This is a genomic window from Pseudomonas sp. NFX224 (genome assembly GCF_048565165.1).
Taxonomy (GTDB): domain Bacteria; phylum Pseudomonadota; class Gammaproteobacteria; order Pseudomonadales; family Pseudomonadaceae; genus Aquipseudomonas.
On sequence record NZ_CP183416.1, the window covers coordinates 2,919,140 to 2,944,314 of the forward strand.

A 25,175-nucleotide genomic window follows, 5' to 3' on the forward strand; every position below is an offset into this window, starting at 1 on the left:
GCAGTACGTTACACTGTTGCATTACTGTCTTGCGCGTATTGCTCCTGCCATGAAATTTTTAGCTCTCATCGTGTCGCTCATGCTCCTGGCCGGTTGTGCCAGTGGCCCGCGCTATGACACCCGTCACCCTTCCGCCAATCACGACAGCCGTATCCAGTTCGTGGTGGTGCATTACACCTCCGCCTCGCTGGAGCGTTCGCTGCAGCTACTGACCCATGGCGAAGTCAGCAGCCATTACCTGGTCGGCGACGACAAGAAGGCGACCATCTACAAATTGATGGATGAAAACCTGCGGTCCTGGCACGCCGGAGAGAGCCAATGGCAGGGCCGGACCTGGCTGAATTCCAGCTCCATCGGCATCGAAATCGTTAACCCGGGCTTCAAGGACACCCCGACCGGTCGTCTCTGGTATCCCTATAGCGAAGCCCAAGTGCAGTCCCTGATCGTCCTGCTCAAGGACATCAGCAAGCGTTACAACATCAGCCCGCGCAGCATCATTGGTCATAGCGATATCGCGCCACTGCGCAAGCTTGACCCGGGCCCGCTGTTCCCGTGGAAACGCCTGGCGGTGGAAGGCATCGGCGTCTGGCCGAACGAGCAGGCTGTGGCACGCCAGCAGGCACAGTTCAATGCACAACTGCCGAGCATCAGTTGGTATCAGGCCCAGCTTGCCCGCTTCGGTTATGAGACGCCGCAAACCGGCGAACTGGACGTCGCCACACGCCACGTCATCGCAGCTTTTCAGATGCATTTCCGCCCGTCCCGCTTCGATGGCACACCGGATGCGCAAACGGCGGCGCTGTTGCAGGTGTTGAACCAGACAAAATAACGACGACCGCCCGACGGTCAGCGCGTTTTCTCCATCAGCAGCTATAACTCATTGGTAATTCTTAGGATATTTACCCAATGCCTGCTGCTAGAGAGACATTCCGTAGTTGGTTCTATCGCCCATGGTTTTTGGCGATACTGGCGGCTGTCCTGAGCGCAACCTTGCTACTCTCCGGCAGCCTGTTCATTGCACTGCACCAGGTCGAGCAAAACGAAAGCAAGGAAATGAATGCCCAAGGCGAACGTTTTCTCGCCCGCCTGGAGCAGATGTTCGGACAATTGCGCGAAAGCCTCGACGACCTCGAAGCCCAGCCGCTGCGTGGGTGCGATGATGAAATGATCGCGGCGCTACAAGCGGTCAGCTTCAATTACCGTTTCGTCTATGAAGCGGCCTACATGGATGCCTCGCGGATCTGCTCCAATCGTCCGCGTCAGGAGGGGTTGTCTTTGATACGTCCCCCGGACATCAAGGGCCCCACCTACAACTACTGGCTGAACACCACCACTGAACCCGATGAAAACCGCGCCGCGCTGATGCTCGGGCGCGGCAATTTCCGTGTAGCGACGTCGCGCGGGCATTTGACCGATATGGTCGACCTGTCACCGGGAAGCAGTCTTTTAGTCGTGCTCGACCACGGCACTCGGGCGATTCCGGTCCTGGGTGTGTCGCAGTCATGGCCACCGAACGAACAATGGCCGCCGAAGAGCCGCGATGCGCTGCAAGTCACCCGCACACGTTTGATTTATCGCATGCCTACCGACAACCCTCTATATCAACTGGTGCTGATCAGCCCGCGCGGCGGCACCCATATTCCGCTGATGTGGTGGTGGTTGTTGCCGGTGTGTCTGGGGCTGGCCTTGTGTGTGGGTTTTCTGGTGTTCCTGCTGGTGCGTCAGCGCCAGTCTCTGGACGCCGAACTGACCGGCGCCATACGCCGTGGCGAGTTGCAGGTGCTGTATCAACCGATTTTCGACCTCGACAGCCGCAACTGCGTGGGCGCCGAGGCCTTGCTGCGCTGGCGAAGGCCGGACGGCACCCTGACCAGTCCCGACCTGTTCATTCCGATGGCGGAGAACACCGGACAGATCCGCCAGATGACCGATTTCGTCCTGCAACGTTTGTTGGAGCAGCTCGGGCAATTACTGCGCGCTAACCCGCAGCTGTACATTTCGGTCAACTTGGCGGCGTGCGATGTGATGGTGCCGCGGATCGGCCAGGTCATGGCCCGGCTGCTGACTTTGCACCGGGTCGCCGCCAAACAAATTGCCTTTGAAGTCACTGAACGCGGGCTGATCGATGTGGTGGTTGCCCGGGAAAACCTGCAAGCCCTGCGCGATGTCGGGCACCAAGTGCTGATCGATGACTTTGGCACCGGCTATTGCAGCCTCGCGTACCTGCAAACCTTGCCGGTAGATTGCCTGAAGATCGACAAGGCCTTCATCGATGCGCTGGGCCATGACGCGGCCAGCAGCGGCGTGGCCCCGCACATCATCCACATGGCGCACTCGCTGCACTTGAAAGTGATTGCCGAAGGCATCGAGCATGAAGCCCAGGCAGCGCTCCTGAGCAGTGAAGGTGTGAAGTTTGGCCAAGGCTGGCTGTTCGCCCATGCGTTGAGTGCGGTGCAGTTCATTGAGCTGATTACCCGTGGCCGCCGGCTGGCCAACCGACGCCTGGATGACGAGGCGTAAGGCGCTACACCGTCAACGCCATGTAGAACTGTGTGCCCTGCCCCGGCCGCGAATAGACACCCATCCGCCCGCCATGCAACTGCACGATTTCCTTGCACAACGCCAACCCGAGCCCGGCCCCGCCTTTTTTGCGCCCGACTTGCACAAAGGGTTCGAAGATCCGTCCTTGCTGGCCGTAGGCAATCCCTTCACCGTTATCTTCAACACTGATGATGACCCGCTCGCCATGGCGTCGGGCCTGCAAGCGTATGAGTCCGCCCGCGGATGTGTGGCGCAGAGCGTTGTCGATCAAGTTGTCGAGCACCCGGTCCAATTGCGGCTGATCGGCCTGCAAGCGCGGCAACGGCCCCTGCACTTCCACCAACAACTCGATGCCCTTTTCTCCAGCGCCGCTGGAAAAGCGCAGCTGCGCCTGTTCCAGCAAATCCTCGATGGAACACGGTGCCAGGCTGAGTTTCTGCAGACCGTTCTGGTAACGCGAGAAATTCAGCAGGTCGTTGATCAACTGCATCAGCCGCTGCATTTCTTCGTTCACAGTGTCCAACAAATCGGCTTCACGGGAGTCCTGGGGGAAATGCGCGCGCTCACGGAACAGACCGAACGCCATGTGCATGCCGGTGACCGGCGTGCGCAGTTCATGGGAGGCGCGCAGCACGAACTCGCTGCGCACCCGTTCGAAGGCGCGCTGCTCGGTAACGTCATGCAGCACCATCACCGCGCCGAGAATATGGCCCTGAGTATGGCTGACCGGCGTCAGGCTGTAGGTCAGCAAGCGCGTCTCACCATCGACCTCGATGTTCAGATCCTCCGGCGCCCGCTCCAGCGTGCCGCCGCGCAGTACCAGTTGCAACTGCTCATCGAGTTCAGGACGCTGCAGAGCGGTGCCCAGCCCCTGGCCGAGTCGATCCTCGTCCCAGCCCAATTGACGCTGGGCCACCGGGTTGAGGTGTTCCAGATGCCCCTGGCGATCGATCATCAGCAAGCCGTCGTCGATGCTGTCGAGTACGGCCTGCAAGCGTTGCTGACCCGCCAGCAACTCGTCGACATTGGTAGCCTGATGTTCACGCAGCGCCTCGGCCATGATCCCGAAACGCCGGGTCAACTGGTTCAGCTCCACGGCCGAGGAAACCGGCAGGGTGACATCGAAGTTGCCCTGGCCAATGTTGTCCGCCGCCTGCGCCAGGGCTTCGATGGGCTCGCCGAAACGCCGGGCAATGGCATGCGCGGTGACGAAACCGATGATCAAAACCGCCAACCCGACCAGGCCAAGCAGTCCGGCGATGAGCAATGCACGTTCTCGGGCATGGCGCTCAGTGGCACCGATGTTATCCAGTGCACGCTTGTGTTCATTGATCAAACCATTGCGCAGCGCGTTGAATTTTTCGGTGAGTTCGTCGTTGCCGCTCAACACATGGGCCGGATCGGGCGACATTTCGTAGGCCTGAATGAAACTCAGGTAATCCGCCTTGGCTTTCTTGAAACCGTACTCGCTGCCGTCGATTGCAGGTTCTTGGGCGATTCCCTGCTCCAATAACTCGAAATAACGCTGTTTTGAGGCTTCGAAGGCTTGGGAATCCGGTTGCTCGCTGAGCATGATGATCAGCTGATCACCCAAGGTCTGACGCAGCTTGAGCCCCAGATCCAAGGTGACGAAGTTATTGCGCACCAGCGCTTCCTGGCTTCCGGCCATCTGCATCACGCTGACCAGCCCGAGCAACAACCCGAACAGCGCTACGGTGATCAGCGCGGAAATGCTCAGGAACAGCCGGGTCCGCAACTTCATCGCCAGTTTCATCGGTGACGGCTCACAAGTTGTACTGTTTGCGTTTGCGGTACAGCGTCGACGCGTCGATGCCCAGGGTCTTGGCGGCTTGATCCAGTGTCCCGGCAGTGGCGAGGACCGCGCCGATGTGGGCTTTTTCCAACTCATCGAGGCTCAAGGCGGCGCCGATGCGGGGCGCATTGTTGACCGGTGCTTCAGCCATGCCCAAGTGGCTGAGCTCAACCCGCTCCTGCGGGCAAATGATGCTCGCTCGCTCCACCACGTTGCGCAGTTCGCGAATGTTCCCCGGCCAGCGATAACCCAGCAGCGCTTCCCGGGCCTCATCGCTGAACCCTCGCGCCGGGCGTGCATACTCTTTGACGAAGCGCGCCAGAAAGCGATCGGCAAGGTTGAGGATGTCTTCCCTGCGCTCACGCAGCGGTGGCAAGTGCAAGGTGATGACGTTCAGGCGATAGAGCAAGTCTTCGCGAAAACGGCCGTCGCGGACCATGTCTTCGAGGTTTTGGTTGGTGGCCGCAAGAATGCGCACATCGGCGCGGCGGGTGACCGGGTCGCCCACTCGCTCGTATTCTTTATCTTGAATGAAACGCAGCAATTTTGGCTGCAAAACCAACGGAAAATCGCCGATCTCATCGAGAAACAGTGTACCGCCATCGGCTTGATTGACCCGCCCCAAAGTGCTTTCACTGGCCCCGGTGAACGCGCCACGGCTGTGGCCGAACAATTCGCTTTCCATGAGTTCGGCGGTCAGCGACGGGCAGTTGATGGTGATGCAGGACTTCTTCGCCCGTTTGCTCCAGCCGTGAATCGCCTGGGACAACTCGCCCTTACCGGTGCCGGATTCGCCGAGAATCAAGATATTGGCATCAGTCGTCGCCACCTGCCGGGCGGTTTCAAGGACCACTTTCATGGCCGGGCTGTGGGAGTCCAGACCATCCTTGGGTTTGCGCACCTCGCCTTCGAGGGCTTCCAGACGTGCCGACAGTTGCCGCACTTCCAACTGCTTGGCCGTGGCCAGGCGTAATTGATCGGGGCTGCAAGGTTTGACCAGATAATCGGCAGCACCGGCCTGAATGGCATCGACGGCGGTGTCCACGGCCGAGTGCGCGGTGACGATCACCACGCGCATCCACGGTGCCTGGATGCGCATCTGGGCCAACACGTCGAGGCCGTTGTCTTCACCCAGGCGCAAATCGAGGAAGCACAAGTCGAAGACCTGACGTTGCAACAGCGCATCGGCTTGTGCGGCGCTGTTGGCCGTCGCCACGCTGTAGCCTTCGTCTTCGAGGCAATAGCGGAAGGTTCGCAGGATGGCGGACTCATCATCCACCAGAAGAATACGGCCTTGATGCTCAGTGGCTGATTCCATTTTCCTACGCTCCTTAATGAATAGTCTTGGTTTAGTCCCGGAAAAATCGGGCAAGTTGCATGGTTCATTCTGATCCATTCCCGCCACGCCAGGGTAGATATCTCCCCCCCCGCCGGTTTTCGCCTGATTTTGTAGGCCTTTTATAGGTAACAGCTTTTCAGACGATGAATCACGTCCATTTCTGACAGCTGCGCCCTCCTCTCAATTCAAAAAAATTGCGATCTCTGCCAAGTCGATCGTGCATAACGCACGACCTCGTCAGGGGCCATCGTGCAGGATGCGCACGAAGGGTTTCGCGACACCATCATAAGCTACTGATTTACAAAGTATTTTTAATACAAAAAAACTGGCATGCGGGCTGCAATAACCCAAATAACGCAGGGCACCAATAAAACGCCCTCAACCCGATTACCCCCGAGTGGGAGGAGCTTCAGGATGAATCGCCAACGTGCCACCCAATTGCAACTCTCGCCACTGCATCTCCAGCAAGGTTTGTTTGCGGTACTGGCGCTGTTGATCACGTTGATCGGCGGCCAACAGTTTCTGCGCTGGGAGCAGAGCCAGCAGCAAGATGGGCCAAGCGTTTCGTTTCAACACCCGACCCAAACCCACTTCAGCGCCGCCCGCAGCGGTATGGCCGACAGCACTGCGCTGCGGATGATGGACGTCGACCAGCATCAGGCGATGGACGAATCGCCACGTCAGGAACGCTGGGTGTTCTAAGTACTCACACTTGGCGCGATCGCTGCGCCGGGAAACGCAACACCTCTAAATAGAAGCGTAAGGAGAATCACCATGTTGAGCTGGGCAATCACATTCTTGATCATTGCCATTGTCGCCGCCGTACTGGGCTTCGGTGGTATCGCGGGCACCGCCACGGGTATCGCCAAGATTCTCTTTGTCGTGTTCCTGGTGATGTTCATTGCTTCCTTCTTCTTTGGCCGTCGCGGTCGAGGCTGAATATGAGTTTTTCGTTGTTAAAGACACTGGCAGCCGCCCTGCTACTGGGCGGTAGTGCCATGGCAATTGCCGCCAATGACGGGCAGGCACGGGTCAACGAACTCTTGAACGCAGACCCGCAGTACCGTGAAACCTGGCAAGGCGTGGTGAAGAAAGAAGAACGCCTGCCGGAATGGGTGATGAACCTGTCCGGCGATGCCGAACAGATGAATGCCGTTGAAGAGGACGGCGATCAGTATCTGGTGGGGCCGCTGTGCGAATCGCAAGCGACTTGCCTTGACCGACGCTTGATCGTTGCCGTCAGTTTCGACAAAAAGGACGCTTACGCCATGCTGGTCGAAGTGCCTTCCGGGCTGCCGGCCGACAAGTCGCCGACGCGACATGCCACCTACCGTTTCCTCGGCAAACCGGACCAAGGTATGCAGGAAATGTTGATGGAGCAGCTCAAGAAGGATCCGAACTGGTACTGATTTCAGAATGCGAAAGAAGCGCCGTGCTTCTTTCCCCTGCGCCCACCTGAGGAAGGTCGGCGCATGACCAAGGGGTCGGGACGTTCTGCCTGTTTCAGGGGCGGAGTGACCTACGGGTACAGGGAGTGCCTGCGCAAGGGCCGGGTCAGGAAAAGCTGCGACGCAAGTTCGCCGGTCAAGCATGGCTCGACGGACTTGCGAAGAGCTTGCGTGCAGAGCTTTGCAATAGACCGTTCCCCTCTGTTTCTTCCGCTTCCCGACAATTCCTCTCGCCCATCAATGGAAAATACTTGTCCCGACATTCACCGGCGACCGTATATCGAGAAAAATCCCCCTTCTTTTGACGCGATGCCTTCGCGAGCGCCGGGAGATTTTCCCGAAAATCCTTCTTTATTCGGCTGATCAAAAAACATTCAATCTGCCCTGTGATGACCGGTACACGGCACTTATGCCTGACGAAATGTCGTATTCGAACCGATTGCGACGTCGCTTACAGCTAAAAAACCTCATGCCGATTCGGCATGGGGTAGGCGTTTACGGCATTAGACGTCGCTTCCTTGCATCGGAATAGTTGCGCCTTTTTTCGCCTGCCAGAGAGCCACTAACAAGCGCTCCGGGGCTCCTTATACGGGGGCGGATGCACTGACATTTTCGCCACAAGCGATCCCGTTCATGCATCTGCCCGAGTCAAACTGAAGTAAGGGTAAAGATATGAAGAAGGCAAAGCTTAGCCTCGCCTGGCAGATCCTCATCGGTCTGGTATTGGGGATTGCAATCGGTGCGCTGCTCAACCATTTCAGTGCCGAAAAAGCCTGGTGGATCAGCAACGTCCTGCAGCCAGCGGGCGATATCTTTATCCGTCTGATCAAGATGATTGTGATTCCGATCGTGATCTCTTCGCTGATCGTCGGTATTGCCGGCGTCGGTGATGCGAAGAAGCTCGGCAGCATCGGCCTCAAAACCATCCTCTACTTTGAAGTCGTCACCACCATCGCCATCGTCGTCGGCCTGCTGCTGGCCAACCTGTTCCATCCGGGTGCCGGCATCGACATGAGCACGCTGGGTACTGTGGACATCTCCAAGTACCAGGCAACGGCAGCCGAGGTTCAGCATGAACACGCGTTCATCGAAACCATCCTCAACCTGATCCCGTCCAACATCTTCGCGGCCATGGCTCGCGGTGAAATGCTGCCGATCATCTTCTTCTCGGTGTTGTTCGGTCTCGGTCTGTCGAGCCTCAAGCCTGAACTGCGCGATCCGCTGGTCACGATGTTCCAGGGCGTGTCGGAAAGCATGTTCAAGGTCACTCACATGATCATGAACTACGCCCCGATCGGCGTTTTCGCACTGATCGCGGTCACCGTGGCCAACTTCGGCTTCGCTTCGCTGCTGCCGCTGGCCAAACTGGTGATCCTGGTTTACGTCGCCATCGCCTTCTTCGCCTTCGTGGTGCTGGGCCTGATCGCTCGCCTGTTCGGTTTCTCGGTGATCAAGCTGATGCGCATCTTCAAAGATGAGCTGGTGCTGGCCTACTCCACCGCCTCCTCCGAAACCGTGCTGCCGCGCGTGATCGAGAAGATGGAAGCCTACGGCGCGCCGAAAGCCATTTGCAGCTTCGTGGTGCCGACCGGTTACTCGTTCAACCTCGACGGTTCGACCCTGTACCAGAGCATCGCGGCGATCTTCATTGCCCAGTTGTACGGCATCGATCTGTCGATCAGCCAGCAACTGCTTCTCGTGCTAACCCTGATGGTCACTTCCAAAGGCATCGCCGGCGTACCGGGCGTGTCCTTCGTGGTGCTGCTGGCCACTCTGGGCAGCGTCGGTATTCCGCTGGAAGGCCTGGCCTTCATCGCCGGTGTCGACCGCATCATGGACATGGCGCGTACCGCGTTGAACGTGATCGGCAATGCCTTGGCCGTACTGGTTATCTCCCGCTGGGAAGGCATGTACGACGACGCCAAGGGCCAGCGCTACTGGAACTCCCTGCCGCACTGGCGCAGCAAAGAGAAGCTGCCGGTTGGTGAAGTTTCCAGCAACTGATCGCTGAACCCTGTGGTGGCTGCCACAGTTTGTGAGTCAGCCAAACCGACAAACCCCGGAGAAATCCGGGGTTTGTCGTTTCTGGTCACCCCGCTATCATTCGCGCATCTTTTGGGGGATTTGACTGATGCTTAATGGCCTGTGGCTTGGCTTCTTCATCGTAGCCGCGATATCGGCGCTGGCGCAGTGGCTGATCGGCGGCAATGCCGGAATCTTCGCGGCGATGGTGGAAAGCATCTTCGCCATGGCCAAGCTGTCGGTCGAAGTGATGGTGTTGCTGTTCGGCACCCTCACCCTCTGGCTGGGTTTTCTGCGCATCGCCGAGAAAGCCGGGATCGTCGAATGGCTGGCCAAGGTGCTTGGGCCACTGTTTCTGCGCTTGATGCCGGAGGTTCCGCCCGGCCACCCTGCCTTGGGCCTGATTACCCTCAATTTCGCCGCCAACGGCCTGGGCCTGGACAACGCCGCCACGCCGATCGGCCTGAAGGCCATGAAAGCCCTGCAGGAGCTCAACCCCAGCGCCACCATCGCCAGTAACGCGCAGATCCTGTTCCTGGTGCTCAACGCTTCCTCCCTGACCCTGTTGCCGGTGACGATCTTCATGTACCGCGCCCAGCAAGGTGCGCCGGACCCGACACTGGTGTTCCTGCCGATCCTGCTGGCCACCAGTTGCTCGACCATCGTCGGCTTCCTGGCTGTGTCCTTCATGCAACGCCTGCGTATCTGGGACCCGGTGGTGCTGGCCTATCTGATTCCCGGTGCACTTTTGCTGGGTGGCTTCATGGCCTTGCTGGGGACGATGTCGGCCACTGCTTTGGCGGGTTTATCGTCGATCCTCGGCAACTTGACGCTATTCGGTTTGATCATGCTGTTTCTGATCATCGGCGCGCTGCGCAAAGTAAAGGTCTACGAAGCGTTCGTCGAAGGCGCCAAAGAAGGCTTCGATGTGGCAAAGAGTCTGCTGCCGTATCTGGTGGCGATGCTCTGTGCGGTGGGCGTGCTGCGGGCCTCCGGCGCACTGGATTTCGGTCTGGACGGCATTCGTCACCTGGTGGAATGGGCCGGTTGGGATACGCGCTTCGTCGATGCGTTGCCGACCGCCATGGTCAAGCCGTTCTCCGGCAGCGCCGCCCGGGCGATGCTGATTGAAACCATGAAGACCTCAGGCGTCGACAGCTTCCCGGCACTGGTGGCGGCGACGGTACAGGGCAGTACCGAAACCACGTTCTATGTGCTGGCGGTGTACTTTGGCGCGGTGGGCATCCAGCGCGCGCGGCATGCGGTGGGGTGTGCGTTGTTAGCGGAACTGGCCGGGGTGCTGGGCGCTATCGGGGTTTGCTACTGGTTCTTCGGATAAAGCAAAGGATCGCAGCCTTCGGCAGCGCCTACAGGTGTGCACCTACCCATGCAGGCGCTGCCGAAGGCTGCGATTTTGGCGATTTCAAGGTTTGACCGGCGCTAACAGCCGTCCTTGCTCTACCGCCCAATTCACCACCTGCGCCGTCAGTTGATCACTGGCCTGGCCAAACCCGGCCACCACCGCCGGGACTTTCACATCGCTCAACGGCTGTCGTACTTCGAAGCGGCGGCTGGCGAGGATTCGCTGGTCGTAGCCGCGCACCAGCAACGCATCCAGACGTACCACCACGCTGGCACTGGCTCCTTGGTATTCAGTCTGGAACGCCTGCAACTGGCCACCCAGTTCCAGGTCTGCGTGGAAAAGACTGTCATCGGTGCTCAGCAACGTCACTCGACCATCACGCTGGAAACCATCGAGCAGACGATTGCGCAGCAGCACCGGCGCCGGATCGCTCCAGCGCGAGCCCTTGTAGCTGCTGATCACGTCGCCCTGGGGAATGACCGCAATGTCCGGCCTGTTCAACGCTTCGCTGGCCAAGGGTTTGTTCAAGCGCAACGACCATTGCTGCGCCGCGCCATGACTGCTCGGCGCATTGCTCTGGGCCGAAGGCAATCGATAGACATCGAACGGCTCGGGCTTGGGCAGGATCGAGCACGAACTGATCAGCAAGAAGCCGGCGAGGAGGGCGATACGGGTCAGCTTCATGGGGTGAATTCCTTGTGCTTGTCACTGCCCAGCAAGTAACCGCTGGGGTTGGCCTCCAAGCGTTGAGCGATGGCGCGCAGCGAGGTCAGGGTTTCACGCAGCTCGCGCACCGCCGGGGCCAAACCGTTGAGGCCCTGCATGCCGTTGTTGATCGAGTCCTGATTGGCGCTCAGCAATTTGTTGATCGTCGCACTGCTTTGTTCCAGCGACTTCATCGCGTGCTCAGCGCTGCCGAACATCTGCTTGCCCTGATCGTTGAGCAAGCCGTTGGCGTTGCGCATCAACGCTGAGGTTTGTTCCATCATGGTGCCAGCCTGCTTGCCCAGCGATGCCAGCTGCTGCATCGCCTGACGTATATCGCCGCGCTGCTCGGCAATGACCCCGGTGGTTTTCTCCAGATGCTCAAGCGTCTTGCTGATGCGCTCGATATTTTCTGTGGAGAACATCAGATTGGCGTTGTGCATCAGCGTATTCACGCCAGCCATCAGGTCGTTGCTGTCGTTGAGCAAACGGGCGATAGGCGAGGGCGACGCCACGATGGTCGGCAGATTACCGTCCTTGCCCTTGAGCGTCGGGCTTTGTGGCGTGCCGCCGCTGAGCTGGATGATCGACGTGCCGGTGACCCCGGTCAGCGCCAGTTTGGCCTGGGTGTCTTCCTTGACCGGCGTATCACCACCCAGACGGATCCGCGCCAATACCCGGCGCGGGTCTTTGGGGTCCAGGCGCAGCGAGATCACATCGCCGACCTTGATCCCGCTGTACTGCACCGAACTGCCGTTGGACAGGCCACTAACAGCCTCGTTGAAGACGATCTGGTAATCCTTGAACTCCCGGTCGACGCTGGACTTGGCCAGAAACAGACCAAAGAGCAGGGCGCCTGCCACCACAATCACGGTGAACAGGCCGATCAATACATGATGGGCTCGGGTTTCCATGTCAGACCTCGTTGAGCTGTTTTGCGGCCGTCAGCGCCGCGCGGCCGCGAGGGCCATGGAAGTATTCGTGAATCCACGCATCGTCGGTTTCCGACACCTTGTCGATGGCGTCCGCCACCAGCACTTTCTTCTGCGCCAACACCGCCACCCGGTCGGTAATGGTGTAAAGCGTGTCGAGGTCGTGGGTCACCAGAAAAACACTCAAGCCCAAGGCGTCGCGCAGGGTCAGGATCAACTGATCGAACGCAGCGGCGCCGATCGGGTCGAGACCGGCGGTGGGCTCGTCGAGAAACAGGATGTCGGGGTCGAGCGCCAAGGCCCGCGCCAGAGCGGCGCGCTTGATCATGCCGCCGGACAGCGAGGAGGGGTATTTATCCGCTGCCGACAGCGGCAATCCGGCCAGGGCCAGTTTTACGGCCGCCAGATGCTCGGCATCGTCGCGGCTCAGACCGGCGTGTTCGATCAGGGGCAGGGCGACGTTTTCGGTCACGGTCAGCGAAGAGAACAGGGCACCTTTCTGGAACAGCACGCCGAAGCGCCGTTCAATCAGCGAGCGTTCGTGTTCCGGCAGCGTCGGCAGGTTTTGCCCAAAGACTTTCACCACGCCCTCACTGGGCTGGCGCAAGCCGACGATGCTGCGCAGCAGCACCGATTTGCCACTGCCGGAGCCGCCGACCACGGCGAGGATTTCGCCCTTGTACAAATCCAGATCAAGGTTTTCATGCACGCTCTGGCTGCCGAAACGGTTGCACAGCCCACGGACTTCGATCACCGCCTCGGCGGGCGCTCGGGGTAAACGGCTCACCAGCTCATCTCCATGAAAAACAGCGCGGCCACGGCGTCGAGCACGATCACCACGAAAATCGACTGCACCACACTCGACGTGGTGTGCGCACCCACGGATTCGGCACTGCCGCTGACCTTGAAGCCTTCCAGGCAACCGATCGCCGCGATCAGGAAGGCAAAGATCGGCGCTTTGACGATCCCCACCAGAAAATGTTGAACGCCGATGTCCGATTGCAGCAGCGAGAGGAACATCGCCGGCGAGATATCCAGCGATATCGCACACACCACGCCGCCGCCGACAATCCCCGAGATCATCGCCAGAAAGGTCAGCATCGGCAACGCGATCAGCAGCGCCAGGACGCGCGGGACCACCAGCAATTCCATCGGGTCGAGGCCCAGGGTGCGGATGGCGTCGATTTCTTCGTTGGCTTTCATCGAACCGATCTGCGCGGTGAACGCACTGGCCGTGCGCCCGGCCATCAGAATCGCCGTCAGCAACACACCGAATTCGCGCAGGAAGGCAAACGCCACCAGATCCACCGTGAACACGCTGGCGCCGAACGTGCTCAGCACCGTCGCCCCGAGAAACGCCACCACGGCGCCCACCAGAAAGGTCAGCAGGGCGACGATGGGCGCGGCATCGAGGCCGGTCTGTTCGATGTGCGCCACCATCGGCGTGATGCGCCAGCGGCTGGGGCGGAACAGCCCACGGACGATGGTTTCCAGAATCAGGCCGACGAAACCCAGCAGTTGCAGGGTGTCCTGCCAGACCGTGTCCACCGCGCGGCCAATGCGGGTCAGCAGTTGAATGCCGACGCTGATTTCCGGCTCCTTGATCGGCACACAGAAATCAGCCAGCGATTGGTAGACGGTTTGCAGCAACGCGCGGTCGGCGGAAGAAAGGGTGCAATCGGGATGTTCGGCGGATCGCCCCAGGCGTTCGGAGCCCAGCAACTCCACCAACAGCGAGGCGCCAGCAGTATCGAGAGCGCCGAGGCCGTTGAGATCGATGCGGGTAGTGTCGTCGTACTGACCTTCGAGCTTTTCGCTCAGGTGCTTGAGGTCGGCGTAATGGGCAAGCGTCCAGTCTCCCGTCACCCGAATCTGAGGCGGGGAGTACGAGGTGTCCAGTTGGGCATTGCCGGCCACTGTGCTGCTGGTCATAAGCTCCATGCTTTTTCGGCTAATTACGCTGACCTACGTAATAGCACGAACTGCCTTACTTTTCTTTGACCGGTGTGCTGTCAGGTACTGTGAAGCGCAACACGCCAATCAACTGGCCGTCCTCGGTCAGCACCCGCACCTGCCATTTGCCCGCCGGGTTGCCGGGGAAGTTCTGCTTGTGGGTCCAGGCCCGGTAACCTTCCTTGCGCCCGCCATGGATATCGAGAGGGATGCGATCAACCTCTTTGCCGTTGAATTGCCAGACGTGATAAATCCGCTCGTTCAGGCCTCGCGGCGCGTTGATCGCGGTGTAGGCGTATAAGCCAGTGCCGCGAATCTGCTCGACGCTGACTTCTTCGAGGCTGGCGCCGGGGGTGCGATCCTGCATCTGCGTGCTGATGGCCACGTCGGTCATCCACAATGTCGCCGGCGGCACCCACGAACGCAGCACCCAACCGACGCCGCCGATACCGATGGTGATACTGAGGATCGCCAGCGCGTTGCGCACCGTGCGGATCGGGAAGATCGACGCCAGGCTCGGGAACGACAGCAACACGGCGATCCCCAGCGCCCATTTGAAACTTTGCGAAGTGGTCAGGTGCATGATCACCGGCAACGCGGTGAGCAGGGCGGCGAACAGGGTCAGCGTGTGCAACGCCAGGAACGCCCAGCGCCGAGGCGCCAGCCATTTGTAGTAGAGCGGGTCGACGATGGAAATCAGCGCGGCGATGCCCAACAACCCGGTGAAGAACAACTGGCCGCTGTTCCACGTCGTGGTGATGAAAAAGAACGGCAGGACGAAAAACAGGCTTTCCTGGTGGATCATCTGCGTCGCATACCGCAGCAACGGCTGGGGAATTTCCCGCTTGAAGACCCGGGTGAACAGCTTGGTCAGGCTGTTTTCCAGCATCAGCCAGATCCAGCTGATCAGCATGATGGTGGTGATCCAGCTCGCCAGGCCTTGCTGACGATCCACCAGAATGAAGCTGCCGACCCCGGAGATAAAACCACCGAGCGCAATGACCCCGGGGTAGCGCTTCATCAATTCGAGGATGCGCTGTACGAAGAGGGTCAAAGTCTGCATTCGGATGGTTCACAGTAGTCGTAGGAAAAATCCTCGACAGGGTACCGCCTCATCACAGGAAATGGTTACTTTCTGCGATGAAAACGCCACGCCACCAGACTCAGCACCAGCAACCCCAAGACCCCGGCAATCGCCCACAGCAATTGGTCATCACTGAGCAACGGCTTCTCGATCCGCACATACCCCGGCTGCAAGAGCAATTCGCGCATGGCCTTGTTCGCTTCCGCCAACGTCACCGCGTGCAATTCCTTGGCAGGGTCGGCGAAACGGCCGTCCTCGTAGTCGCCCAGGGCGCTCCAGTAGTAATCGGCCAGCGCGCTGTTGCCTTGCACCGCCCAAGCCTGGCGGGCGATAGCGGCCTGTTTGAGACGATTGAAGGTCTCGGCATTCAGGCCGTCCTTGAGCAGTTGCGCCTTCAACTCCTCCAGCACCTTCTGCGCTTGGGCCACATCGTCGCGCTCAAGGTCGGCATTCAGGCTCATGAAACCCACGCCACCGAACACTTCGCGCTCGGCCCACGGTCCGTAGGACAAGCCGTGCGCCAGTCGTAACTGGCGATACAACGCCCAGTCCAGATAGTCCTTGAGCAGGTTGAAGGTTTCGTCGTGCTGATCCTCCAGCACCGGTTCCGGCACCAGCCAATGTAGCTTGGCCGCGCCACCGACAAGACTGCGTGTCAGCGTACGCTCATGGGCGGCGCTGGCCTGGATTTGCGGCAGCGGCGGGTGGCTGCTCGGTTCGATCGGCACCAACGTGCCGTAAGTCCGCTCCAGATAAGCTGGCAGCAAGCGGTCGAGATCGCCGACCACGATCAGGGTCATGTTGTTGGGCGCGTACCAATCCTTGCGCACTTTCTCCAGTTGTTCGCGGGTCAATTGATCGACTTCGGCGCGTTCCTGGCATTTCAGCCCCAGCTCCACGGCCAGTTGCTTGCTGGCGGTATGCCCCAGGTCCTGGCGGTCCAGCCAGCGCTGCAAATGCGAGTAATGGCCGCCGTCTTCGCGTTCGACCACTTGCTTGGCAGCATTGATGGCGTTGTCGTCGAAGCGGGTCTGGGTCAGCAACGCCAGCAGCAGATCGAGGACTTTGCGCTGGTTTTTCGCCGGTGCTTCGATCACGAACGTGGTGTCGGCATTGCTGGTGAAGGCGTTCCATTCACCGCCCAACGCTTGCATGCGCTCTTCAAGGCCACCTTCGCCGCTGGCGTCGATGCCGCTGAACAACAGATGTTCGAGCAGGTGCGGCAACTCTTTCTCGGCGCAGCTGAAATCATCGATACCAACGCCGACCACCAGCCGGATCGCCACATGCCCGCGTTCCGTGCCGGGTTTGAGCAGCAATTGCAGACCATTGCGCAGGGTGTAGCCCTCGACCTGGAAGCGATCCAGGGCAAATGAAGGCATTGAGCCAAGCAACAGACAGGCGAACAACAGACAACGCATAACGAGCTTCCATACGGCTAGCGTAAGTTCAACAGACTCCAGGCCACTGTGGACGTTCAGGGCGAATGCGTGGTGTCAGCCAAATCGTCGACCACCAGTGCGCCGGTGTCGGACGTTTCCAATACTACATAGGCACTGCTGCAAAACAGCGAATTCAGACGCTTCATATCGGCGATCAGCTCCAGGTGCAGTGAACTGGTCTCGATACTCTGCACAATCTTACGTTGCAAACGGCTGACATGAGCGTGGGCCAAACGGCGTTCCTGTGCGCGAAAGCGACGTTTCTCACGCAGTAACTGTCGGGCACTTTCTTTGTCGGCACTGAGGAATACCGACAACCCCAGGCGCAAGTTAGAGATCAACTGACCATGCAGCCCCGCCAATTCTTCCAGGCCGACCTCGGAAAACGACCGGCGCTGCGAGGTTTTCTGCTGCTGGACCTTGCGCAGCATGCGTTCAATCAAATCGCTGGCGAGTTTGAGGTTGATCGCCAGCTCGATGATTTCCGCCCAGCGCCGGCTGTCCTGATCGCTGAGGTCCTCGCGGGGCATTTGCGCCAGGTAAAGTTTGATGGCGCTGTAGAGCGCTTCCACATCATCGGTCAGGCGACGCATTTCCTGCGTGACGGCGGTTTGCTTGCCGTGCAGCACATCGAGCATGGCTTCAAGCATGTTATCGATCAGGTCACCCATGCGCAGGGTTTCCCGAGCCGCGTTGGCCAATGCCAGGCTGGGCGTGACCAACGCGGTCGGATCAAGGTGACGAGGCTTGGCCATACCATTGACTTGCGGGCGCTCCGGTAGCACCCAGGCACAAAACCTGGCCATCGGCCCGACACAGGGCAGCAGGATCAGGCAGCGCGCGGTGTTGTAGAGCAGGTGGAAGCCGATGACCATTTCCTGAGGGCTGAAATCCAGGCTGTCGATCCAGTGCACCAACGGATCGAGCACTGGAATGATCAGCACCAGTCCGATCAGTTTGTACAGCAGGCTGCCCAATGCCACTTGGCGCCCGGCGGCGTTCTGCATGCTGGTGCTGAGGAACGCGAGTACACCGCTGCCGATGTTGGCGCCGATCACCAGGCCGATGGCCACCGGCAGGCTGATCACGCTGGCGCCGGCCAGGGTCGCGGTCAGCAGGACCGCCGCGAGGCTGGAATAGGAAATCAATGCGAACAGCGCACCGACCAGCGCATCGAGCAGGATGTCGCCGGTCAACGAGGCGAAAATCACCTTCACCCCTTGGGCGTGGGTGATCGGCGTGGCCGCCTCGACGATCAGTTGCAACGCCAGGATGATCAGGCCCAGGCCAATCGCGACGCGGCCCATCTGGCCCAGTCGCGTCTGTTTGCGCGAGAGAAAGAAAATCACCCCGAGAAAGATCAGCAGCGGCGACAGCCATGACAGGTCGAAGGTCAGCACCCGCGCCATCAGCGCTGTACCGACATCGGCGCCGAGCATGGTCGCCAGCGCCGGGGTCAGCCCCATCAGGCCCTGGCCGACGAAGGAGGTGACGAGCATGGCGGTGGCGTTGCTGCTCTGAACCATGGCGGTCACCACAATCCCGGAAATGAACGCCAGCCAGCGTTTGGACATGTTCTGGCCAATGACATGGCGCAGGTTGGAACCGTAAACCCGCAGGATGCCGGTTCGGACGATGTGCGTGCCCCAGATCAGCAAGGCCACGGCAGAGAGCAAATTGAGCAGGGTGAGCATACAGGCCCCCTGTGGTGGTAACGCCCCAAGGGGGCAAGTTGACGGTGCCGCGTGACGTTCTACGTTATGTACTTAAGCTGTAGTTGGCTAACGGTCTGGGCGCCAGCATCGCATAGCTAAAGAAGTGATTGAAACAAAACTGTCATGAAAACAATTTGATGCAGACAAAGAAAAAGGGGGCCAAAGCCCCCCGATTCTACAAAGGTAATTACTGCCCCGGAATGTCCTTGCGCAGTTTCACCGGATCCTGCTGCTTGCGCTTTTTCGCGATCGCGGTGCGCATCTTGATGTTGATCGCTTCCACCGCCAGCGAGAATGCCATGGCGAAGTAGACGTAGCCTTTTGGTACGTGCACGTCCAGGGATTCGGCAATCAGAACGGTACCCACCACCAGCAGGAACGACAGCGCCAGCATCTTCAGCGACGGGTGCTTGTCGATGAACGCGCTGATGGTGCCCGCAGCCAGCATCATCACCAGCACCGCCACGACAATCGCCGCCACCATGACCGGTACATGGGACACCATGCCGACCGCAGTGATGACCGAGTCCAGCGAGAACACGATGTCGATGATCGCGATCTGAACGATGGTGTACAGGAAGTTGCCGCCCTTGACCGAGCTCTCGTCGTGGGTTTCGTCTTCACCTTCCAGTGCGTGGTACATCTCTTGCGAGCTCTTCCACAGCAGGAACAGACCACCGAAGAACAGGATCAGGTCACGCCCGGAAATGCCCTGGCCGAACACTTCGAACAGGTCGGCAGTGAGGCGCATGACCCAGGTGATCGACAGCAGCAACAGGATTCGCGTGACCATGGCCAGCGCCAGACCGAAAATCCGGGTGCGCGCCTGCATGTGCTTGGGCATGCGGCTGACCAGGATCGAAATCATGATGATGTTATCGATGCCCAGAACGATTTCCAGGGCGGTCAGGGTGAAGAAGGCAACCCAGATTTCAGGGTTGGTCAGCCATTCCATGTGTATTCCTTTGAGCGAGTGTTAAACCACAACGGGCCCGGACTTCAAACAACAAAGCCTGGACCCGGGGCGGTGAGTCTTGGGCTTATAGAGTGCTGAACAGCGGAAAAATCCCCATCAGCAACGCGGCAACCAGTATGCACATGCACACCAGCACTGCCCACTTCAGGGTAAAGCGCTGGTGATCACCAAAATCGATACCGGCCAGGGCCACCAACAGGTAGGTCGATGGTACGAGCGGGCTCAACAGGTGGACGGGCTGACCGACGATCGAGGCACGTGCCATTTCCACCGAGGTTATACCGTAGTGACTGGCGGCTTCGGCAAGTACCGGTAACACGCCGTAATAAAATGCATCGTTCGACATGAAAAACGTGAACGGCATGCTCACCAGCGCCGTGATTACTGCCAAGTATGGGCCGAGGAAATCCGGAATCACCGACAGCAGGCTTTTCGACATGGCATCGACCATGCCGGTGCCCGACAGAATACCGGTGAATATGCCGGCGGCAAAGATCAGCCCGACCACTGCCAGCACGCTACCGGCGTGGGCCGCGACGCGATCCTTCTGCTGTTGCAGGCAAGGGTAGTTGACGATCATCGCGATACTGAAGGCCACCATGAACAACACCGGCAACGGCAACAGGCCGGCAATCAGGGTGCACATCAGGCCCAGGGTCAGGGCGCCGTTGAACCAGATCAGTTTCGGACGACGGGCATCCGGGAACTGCGAAACGCTGATTTCGCTGTGATCGATCTCATCGCCCACCAGGTGCAATTCACCCAGACGCGCACGTTCACGTTTGCCGTAGAAGTAGGCGATGGCCAGGATCGCCACCACACCGGCCGCCATCGCTGGAATCATCGGTACGAAGATCGCCGACGGGTCCACGTGCAGCGCACTGGCGGCACGGGCGGTCGGACCGCCCCATGGGGTCATGTTCATCACGCCACCGGCGAGGATGATCAGGCCGGCCATGATTCGCGGGCTCATGCCGATCCGGCTGTAGAGCGGCAGCATGGCGGCCACGCAGATCATGTAAGTGGTCGCGCCGTCACCATCGAGGGAAACGACGAGCGCCAGTACGGCGGTGCCGACCGAAACTTTCAACGGGTCGCCCTTGACCATTTTGAGGATCTTGCGCACGGCCGGGTCGAACAGGCCGGAGTCGATCATCAGGGCGAAGTACAGAATCGCGAACATCAGCATCACGCCGGTCGGCGCGAGTTTGGTGATGCCTTCGAGCATCATCGGACCGATTTTCGGCCCGAATCCGCCGAACAGGGCGAAGATGATTGGAATCAGGATCAGCGCGATCAGCGCGGACAGGCGCTTGGTCATGATCAGGAACATGAACGTGATGACCATGGCGAAGCCAAGGAAAGTCAGCATGGGAATACTCCAGGCGTAGCGCGGCTAGGGAATGAGCGGATCGGGGATCAGCGCAGAACGGGAAGCACGAGGCGTACGGGCGGAGTTGCAGCGAAGCGGCGGGTAGAAGCGGACATCAGAATCACCATTGTTGTTGTTAAATGGGCTGTGCGAGCGATTAAACACTGGCATTGGCCGACCGGTCTGTTGCCGGTAGTGGGGGCGATCCTAATCGGGGAAGCTTTCAGCCAGCTTTCGCCGATGAAAGCGTTGACCGGAAGTACGACCGGTCGTCGGACCGGGGCAGGGAGGGAAACCGAGTTGCGGCCATCGCGAGCAGGCTCACTCCCACATTGGTTTTGCGTACGACACCGATCCATTGTGGGAGCGAGCCTGCTCGCGATGACGTCAGTCGATTCACAACAGGAGGAACCCGCATGGCCAACATCCACACCGGCGGCTGTCACTGCGGACAACTGCGCTATCAGATCAGCGGGCCATTGCACGATATCGCCCACTGTCATTGCTCGATTTGCCGACGGGTCAGTGGCGGCATCGTGACCACCTGGATCACCGTGCCTGCATCGGCCTTTCAATGGCTGGCCGGAACACCGTCGCAGTACGACTCTTCGTCGACCTGCACGCGATATTTCTGCGGCCATTGTGGGGCGCAACTGGCGTTGACCACTCACTTGAGCCCGGAAAGCATCGACGTGACCATCGCCACCCTCGACCATCCCGAGCTGGCGCCGGCCGAGCGGCACATCTGGACCGACAGCCGCTTGCCGTGGCTGCACCTGGACGAGCATTTGCCCAGCGAGCCGGAAGAAACCCTCTGATCAAAAAACAGACAGATTCAGCGGGCGAATCGCGCCCATCCAGATCGCATGCTCGGTGTGGTCGAGCAGATCGTCGCCAGTGTCCGGATGCAGGAACACCACCAAACCCTTGCGGTTGAGCGCCAGCCACGGCAGGACTTCGCCAATCAGCTCCGGCCCGAACGCCAGTTGGCAACTCCAGTCCGGGTGCGGGCCGACCGGGCGTTCGTGCACGCGGCCCATCTTCAGCGGGAACAGTTTCGCCGCTTGCTCGCACAGGGCTCGCGCCTGATCGATGCTGCCGGCGTCGAAATACACATGGGCGTGATAGCCCTTGATCCGTTGCATTGAAATACCTCTGAACCTGAGTCGAACCCTCACCGTTTGCGGTGTGTCACACGCCATATAGACAGTGAAGTACGGAGTCCAGCCATGAAAAACGCCGAAACCCCGGTGGTGAAAGTGGTGCTTTATGGTGCCATGAGTAGCCTGGGCAGCGCGCTGATGGCTGAAATGCTGCGGCGCCAGCATGAAGTGATCGCCATTCTCGATAACCTGACGGCACTCCCGCCACGCCCGGGTTTGCGCACCAAGACCGGCGATCTGTTCGATGCGCAGCGGGTGAAGCAAAGCGTAGCGGGCAGTTCAGCGGTCATCTGTTTACTGGACGCACCAGGCCTGCCGTTCAACAGTGAGTACGTGGAAAAATCCATCGTGCCGGGGCCGGTCGAACAGGTGCTCGCGGTGGATGCGCTGATCGACGGCATGCAGGCAGCCAGCATCAGCCGATTGTTTCTGGTGGGGGATTTCGACGTGCTGGACGATCCGGAAACCGAGGACAGCCTGCAACGCCACGCCGCCGACGAAATCCGCGAAGCGCTGCAAAGCAGTGCCTTGCAGTGGACGCTGGTGAATGCTCCGCGCGGGGTGGCGGGTCTGACCATTGAGCACTTCAGCCAGGTCGCCGGCAACCTGGAACCGGGACTGGCCGAACCGCTGGAACGGCTGGCCCGAACCGCGACGGGCATCGCCGATGAAATGCACCTGAATTTGCACATCCGCGAGCACGTCAATTTCATCGCAACAGACAGCTAAACCGCAATCGACGGCAACGCCAAGCCGTTGAGCGACAGGGCACTGCTGGCCTGCTCGGCCATCAGCCAATCGACAAACTGCTGGATCAGCGCCCCACGTCGTTTGCGCTGGGGCAAAACCACGTAATAGCCCAACCGGGACATCACCGTTTCGCCAATCGGACGGCACAACAAACCTTGCGCCAGCAAGTTATCCACAAGGTGACGCCAACCGATGGCCACGCCCTGACCGCCAATCGCGGCCTGAATCAACAAGGTGTAATTGTCGAAGCGCAGTTGTCCGGGGGCCGGAGGCGAGGTGATGCCCAACTCGCGAAACACGCCGCTCCAATCGAACCAGTTGCTGCTGTTCTCCCCTCGCAGGTGCAGCAGCGGAAACTCCAGCAACGACTGGGCAGGCAAGGGCAGGGCACGCTCGTTCAACAGTTGCGGACTGCACACCGGAAACACTTCTTCGCTGAACAGCCAATGGCTTTCGCCCTGTTTGAAGCGTCCATCGCCGAACAACACCGCCACATCGATATCGGTACGTAGCATGTTATGACTGCGCTCGCTGGTGACGAGGCTGACGTCGACCTGAGGATTGGCCGCGTGGAAGCGGTGCAGCCGTGGCATCAGCCAGTAGGCGGCGAAGGCGAAATCGGTCGCCACTTGCAGTACTTCGTGTTGTTGCTGTGCGCTGATCGCACTCAATCCTGAGTCGATTTGCTGCAATCCGAGCTGAACCTGCTCGAAAAGGATCATCCCGGCTTCTGTCAGCCCGATACCGCGGTAGATGCGGTCGAATAATCGGGTGGCGAGTTGCTCCTCCAGTCGTTTGATCTGTTGGCTGATGGCCGGTTGCGTCGTGCCCAGTTCAACCGCTGCAGCCGTGAAGCTGCGTTGTCGTGCCGCCGATTCGAAAGCGCGGAGCAAATCCAGAGACAGGTCACCGAGGGCGTCATACATAAGCTGTGCTTATCCTAGTCATTGCCGCGCATGGGCTTTACCGCAAAAGCTGTGGGTTCCATCCTCGATCCCAGCACTCTCGCATAAACATCCACTATGGAATGCCGCGATCACATGAAGCGCAAGAACATTCTTTTCATCATGGCCGATCAAATGGCCGCGCCAATGTTGCCGTTCTACGGCCCATCGCCCATCAAACTGCCTAATTTGAGTCGCCTCGCCGCACAAGGCGTGGTGTTCGACGCCGCTTACTGCAACAGCCCGTTATGCGCGCCGTCGCGCTTTACCCTGGTCAGCGGCCAGTTGCCGAGCAAAATCGGCGCCTACGACAACGCGGCGGATTTCCCCGCCGATGTACCGACTTACGCCCACTACCTGCGGCGTCTGGGCTATCGCACCGCGCTGTCGGGCAAGATGCATTTTTGCGGTCCGGACCAGTTGCATGGCTATGAAGAGCGACTCACCAGTGATATCTACCCGGCCGACTACGGTTGGGCGGTGAACTGGGATGAGCCGGATGTGCGTCCGACCTGGTACCACAACATGTCGTCGGTGCTGCAAGCCGGGCCGTGCGTGCGCACCAATCAGCTGGATTTCGACGAAGAAGTAGTGTTCAAGGCCCAGCAATACCTGTTCGATCACATTCGCGAGGATGGCGACCAGCCGTTCTGCCTGACCGTTTCAATGACGCACCCACATGACCCGTACACCATTCCCAAGGCTTTCTGGGAAATGTACGACGACGCCGACATCCCGTTGCCTGCAACGCCGGATCAGAATGATCTCGATCCGCACTCCCAACGTCTGCTCAAGGTTTACGACCTGTGGAACAAACCGCTGCCTGTGGATAAGATCCGCGATGCACGCCGTGCCTACTTCGGTGCTTGCTCCTATATCGACAGCAACGTCGGCAAACTCCTGCAAACACTCGAAGAAACCGGGCTGATCGACGACACCATCGTCGTTTTCTCCGGCGACCACGGTGACATGCTCGGCGAGCGTGGGCTCTGGTACAAAATGCACTGGTATGAAATGGCCGCGCGAGTCCCCCTGTTGATCAGTGCGCCAGGGCAGTTCGGCGCTGGCCGGGTCAACGCCTCGGTGTCTACCGCCGACCTGCTGCCGACCTTCGTTGAACTGGCTGGCGGCACTCTGGAACCAGGCTTGCCGCTCGACGGTCGATCGCTTGTGCCGCATCTGCAAGGGCTGGGCGGGCACGACGAAGTGTTTGGCGAATACATGGCCGAAGGCACCATCAGCCCGCTGATGATGATTCGCCGGGGCGCCTACAAATTCATCTACAGCGAAGACGACCCTTGCCTACTCTTCGACGTACAGAATGACCCGCGTGAAGTGGAAGAACTTAGCCAGTCGCCGCAGCATCGTCAGCTTTTCGACGATTTTCTCGCCGAAGCGCGGGCTAAATGGGACATTCCGGCGATCCACCAACAGGTGCTCGCAAGTCAGCGGCGCCGACGTTTCGTCGCCGACGCCCTGACCATCGGCAAGCTGAAGAGCTGGGATCACCAGCCGCTGGTGGACGCCAGTCAGCAATACATGCGTAACCACATCGACCTCGACGATCTGGAGCGTAAAGCACGTTATCCACAACCCTGCCAAAACCAATAATG

At 59.6% G+C, this 25,175-nt stretch carries 23 protein-coding genes; 10 read left to right on the plus strand and 13 right to left on the minus strand.

What is annotated here, in order from left to right:
- Positions 1-49: 49 nt before the first annotated feature.
- Together ACNYC6_RS13110 and ACNYC6_RS13115 are read left to right on the plus strand one after the other, a co-directional pair.
- Positions 50-829, plus strand: a complete 780-nt coding sequence (locus tag ACNYC6_RS13110; protein WP_419712631.1) for an N-acetylmuramoyl-L-alanine amidase — start codon at positions 50-52, stop codon at positions 827-829.
- Between the two features lie 77 nt (positions 830-906).
- A complete protein-coding gene (locus tag ACNYC6_RS13115; RefSeq protein WP_419712632.1) occupies positions 907-2,520 on the plus strand; it encodes an EAL domain-containing protein in 1,614 nt (537 codons plus the stop codon).
- 4 nt (positions 2,521-2,524) lie between these two features.
- Here the strand turns inward: ACNYC6_RS13115 and ACNYC6_RS13120 are convergent, their stop codons facing one another.
- The gene (locus ACNYC6_RS13120; RefSeq protein ID WP_419712633.1) at positions 2,525-4,315 is read right to left on the minus strand and encodes a KinB sensor domain-containing domain; all 1,791 of its coding nucleotides are present in this window, start codon (positions 4,313-4,315) and stop codon (positions 2,525-2,527) included.
- Positions 4,316-4,325: 10 nt separating this feature from the next.
- Positions 4,326-5,672: a sigma-54-dependent response regulator transcription factor AlgB gene (gene algB / locus ACNYC6_RS13125; protein ID WP_419712634.1), complete on the minus strand. Its 1,347-nt coding sequence runs from the start codon at positions 5,670-5,672 to the stop codon at positions 4,326-4,328.
- 435 nt (positions 5,673-6,107) lie between these two features.
- Here algB and ACNYC6_RS13130 point away from each other — a divergent pair, with 435 nt between their 5' ends.
- From ACNYC6_RS13130 to ACNYC6_RS13150, 5 genes are all read left to right on the plus strand, one after another.
- Positions 6,108-6,395 carry a hypothetical protein gene (locus tag ACNYC6_RS13130; RefSeq protein WP_419712635.1) on the plus strand — a complete coding sequence of 96 codons (288 nt, stop codon included), beginning with the start codon at positions 6,108-6,110 and terminating at the stop codon, positions 6,393-6,395.
- Between the two features lie 72 nt (positions 6,396-6,467).
- On the plus strand, positions 6,468-6,632 hold the full coding sequence (locus tag ACNYC6_RS13135) for a DUF1328 domain-containing protein (protein WP_003170804.1): 165 nt from the start codon (positions 6,468-6,470) through the stop codon (positions 6,630-6,632).
- Between the two features lie 2 nt (positions 6,633-6,634).
- Positions 6,635-7,102, plus strand: coding sequence for an inhibitor of vertebrate lysozyme family protein (locus ACNYC6_RS13140; protein WP_419712636.1), 468 nt, complete (start codon positions 6,635-6,637; stop codon positions 7,100-7,102).
- Positions 7,103-7,813: 711 nt separating this feature from the next.
- A complete protein-coding gene (gene gltP / locus ACNYC6_RS13145) occupies positions 7,814-9,145 on the plus strand; it encodes a glutamate/aspartate:proton symporter GltP (protein ID WP_150702318.1) in 1,332 nt (443 codons plus the stop codon).
- A gap of 127 nt (positions 9,146-9,272) precedes the next feature.
- Entirely contained in the window at positions 9,273-10,502 is a 1,230-nt protein-coding gene (locus ACNYC6_RS13150; protein WP_419712637.1) for a nucleoside recognition domain-containing protein, read from the plus strand.
- Positions 10,503-10,586: 84 nt separating this feature from the next.
- On the opposite strand, the gene ACNYC6_RS13155 is transcribed toward ACNYC6_RS13150, so the two are convergent.
- The 9 genes from ACNYC6_RS13155 to ACNYC6_RS13195 form a co-directional block, all read right to left on the minus strand.
- Positions 10,587-11,210, minus strand: coding sequence for an ABC-type transport auxiliary lipoprotein family protein (locus tag ACNYC6_RS13155; protein ID WP_419712638.1), 624 nt, complete (start codon positions 11,208-11,210; stop codon positions 10,587-10,589).
- Entirely contained in the window at positions 11,207-12,145 is a 939-nt protein-coding gene (locus tag ACNYC6_RS13160; protein WP_419712639.1) for an MlaD family protein, read from the minus strand. Before ACNYC6_RS13160 ends, ACNYC6_RS13155 begins: the two co-directional genes overlap by 4 nt.
- A gap of 1 nt (position 12,146) precedes the next feature.
- Positions 12,147-12,950, minus strand: a complete 804-nt coding sequence (locus tag ACNYC6_RS13165) for an ABC transporter ATP-binding protein (RefSeq protein WP_419712640.1) — start codon at positions 12,948-12,950, stop codon at positions 12,147-12,149.
- Entirely contained in the window at positions 12,947-14,095 is a 1,149-nt protein-coding gene (locus ACNYC6_RS13170; RefSeq protein WP_419712641.1) for an MlaE family lipid ABC transporter permease subunit, read from the minus strand. The genes ACNYC6_RS13165 and ACNYC6_RS13170 overlap by 4 nt, the downstream gene beginning before the upstream one ends.
- Before the next feature lie 55 nt (positions 14,096-14,150).
- Positions 14,151-15,179 carry a DUF5924 family protein gene (locus ACNYC6_RS13175; protein WP_419712642.1) on the minus strand — a complete coding sequence of 343 codons (1,029 nt, stop codon included), beginning with the start codon at positions 15,177-15,179 and terminating at the stop codon, positions 14,151-14,153.
- 65 nt (positions 15,180-15,244) lie between these two features.
- Positions 15,245-16,621, minus strand: a complete 1,377-nt coding sequence (locus ACNYC6_RS13180) for a M16 family metallopeptidase (protein ID WP_419712643.1) — start codon at positions 16,619-16,621, stop codon at positions 15,245-15,247.
- Between the two features lie 56 nt (positions 16,622-16,677).
- Positions 16,678-18,336: a Na/Pi cotransporter family protein gene (locus ACNYC6_RS13185; protein ID WP_419712644.1), complete on the minus strand. Its 1,659-nt coding sequence runs from the start codon at positions 18,334-18,336 to the stop codon at positions 16,678-16,680.
- A 208-nt stretch (positions 18,337-18,544) separates the two neighbouring features.
- The gene (locus tag ACNYC6_RS13190) at positions 18,545-19,312 is read right to left on the minus strand and encodes a TerC family protein (RefSeq protein ID WP_419712645.1); all 768 of its coding nucleotides are present in this window, start codon (positions 19,310-19,312) and stop codon (positions 18,545-18,547) included.
- Between the two features lie 85 nt (positions 19,313-19,397).
- Positions 19,398-20,705: a CitMHS family transporter gene (locus ACNYC6_RS13195; protein WP_419712646.1), complete on the minus strand. Its 1,308-nt coding sequence runs from the start codon at positions 20,703-20,705 to the stop codon at positions 19,398-19,400.
- Positions 20,706-21,121: 416 nt separating this feature from the next.
- Here ACNYC6_RS13195 and ACNYC6_RS13200 point away from each other — a divergent pair, with 416 nt between their 5' ends.
- Positions 21,122-21,523 (plus strand): GFA family protein, encoded by a 402-nt coding sequence (locus ACNYC6_RS13200; RefSeq protein WP_419712647.1) that lies wholly within the window; start codon positions 21,122-21,124, stop codon positions 21,521-21,523.
- Here the strand turns inward: ACNYC6_RS13200 and ACNYC6_RS13205 are convergent, their stop codons facing one another.
- The gene (locus ACNYC6_RS13205) at positions 21,524-21,850 is read right to left on the minus strand and encodes a DOPA 4,5-dioxygenase family protein (RefSeq protein WP_419712648.1); all 327 of its coding nucleotides are present in this window, start codon (positions 21,848-21,850) and stop codon (positions 21,524-21,526) included.
- 84 nt (positions 21,851-21,934) lie between these two features.
- Here ACNYC6_RS13205 and ACNYC6_RS13210 point away from each other — a divergent pair, with 84 nt between their 5' ends.
- The gene (locus ACNYC6_RS13210; RefSeq protein ID WP_419712649.1) at positions 21,935-22,597 is read left to right on the plus strand and encodes an NAD(P)-dependent oxidoreductase; all 663 of its coding nucleotides are present in this window, start codon (positions 21,935-21,937) and stop codon (positions 22,595-22,597) included.
- Here ACNYC6_RS13210 and ACNYC6_RS13215 read toward each other — a convergent pair.
- The gene (locus ACNYC6_RS13215) at positions 22,594-23,544 is read right to left on the minus strand and encodes a choline sulfate utilization transcriptional regulator (RefSeq protein WP_419712650.1); all 951 of its coding nucleotides are present in this window, start codon (positions 23,542-23,544) and stop codon (positions 22,594-22,596) included. The genes ACNYC6_RS13210 and ACNYC6_RS13215 overlap by 4 nt on opposite strands.
- 114 nt (positions 23,545-23,658) lie before the next feature.
- Between ACNYC6_RS13215 and betC the strand changes: the two genes are divergently transcribed.
- The gene (betC, locus tag ACNYC6_RS13220) at positions 23,659-25,173 is read left to right on the plus strand and encodes a choline-sulfatase (RefSeq protein WP_419712651.1); all 1,515 of its coding nucleotides are present in this window, start codon (positions 23,659-23,661) and stop codon (positions 25,171-25,173) included.
- The last annotated feature ends 2 nt before the right edge of the window (positions 25,174-25,175 follow it).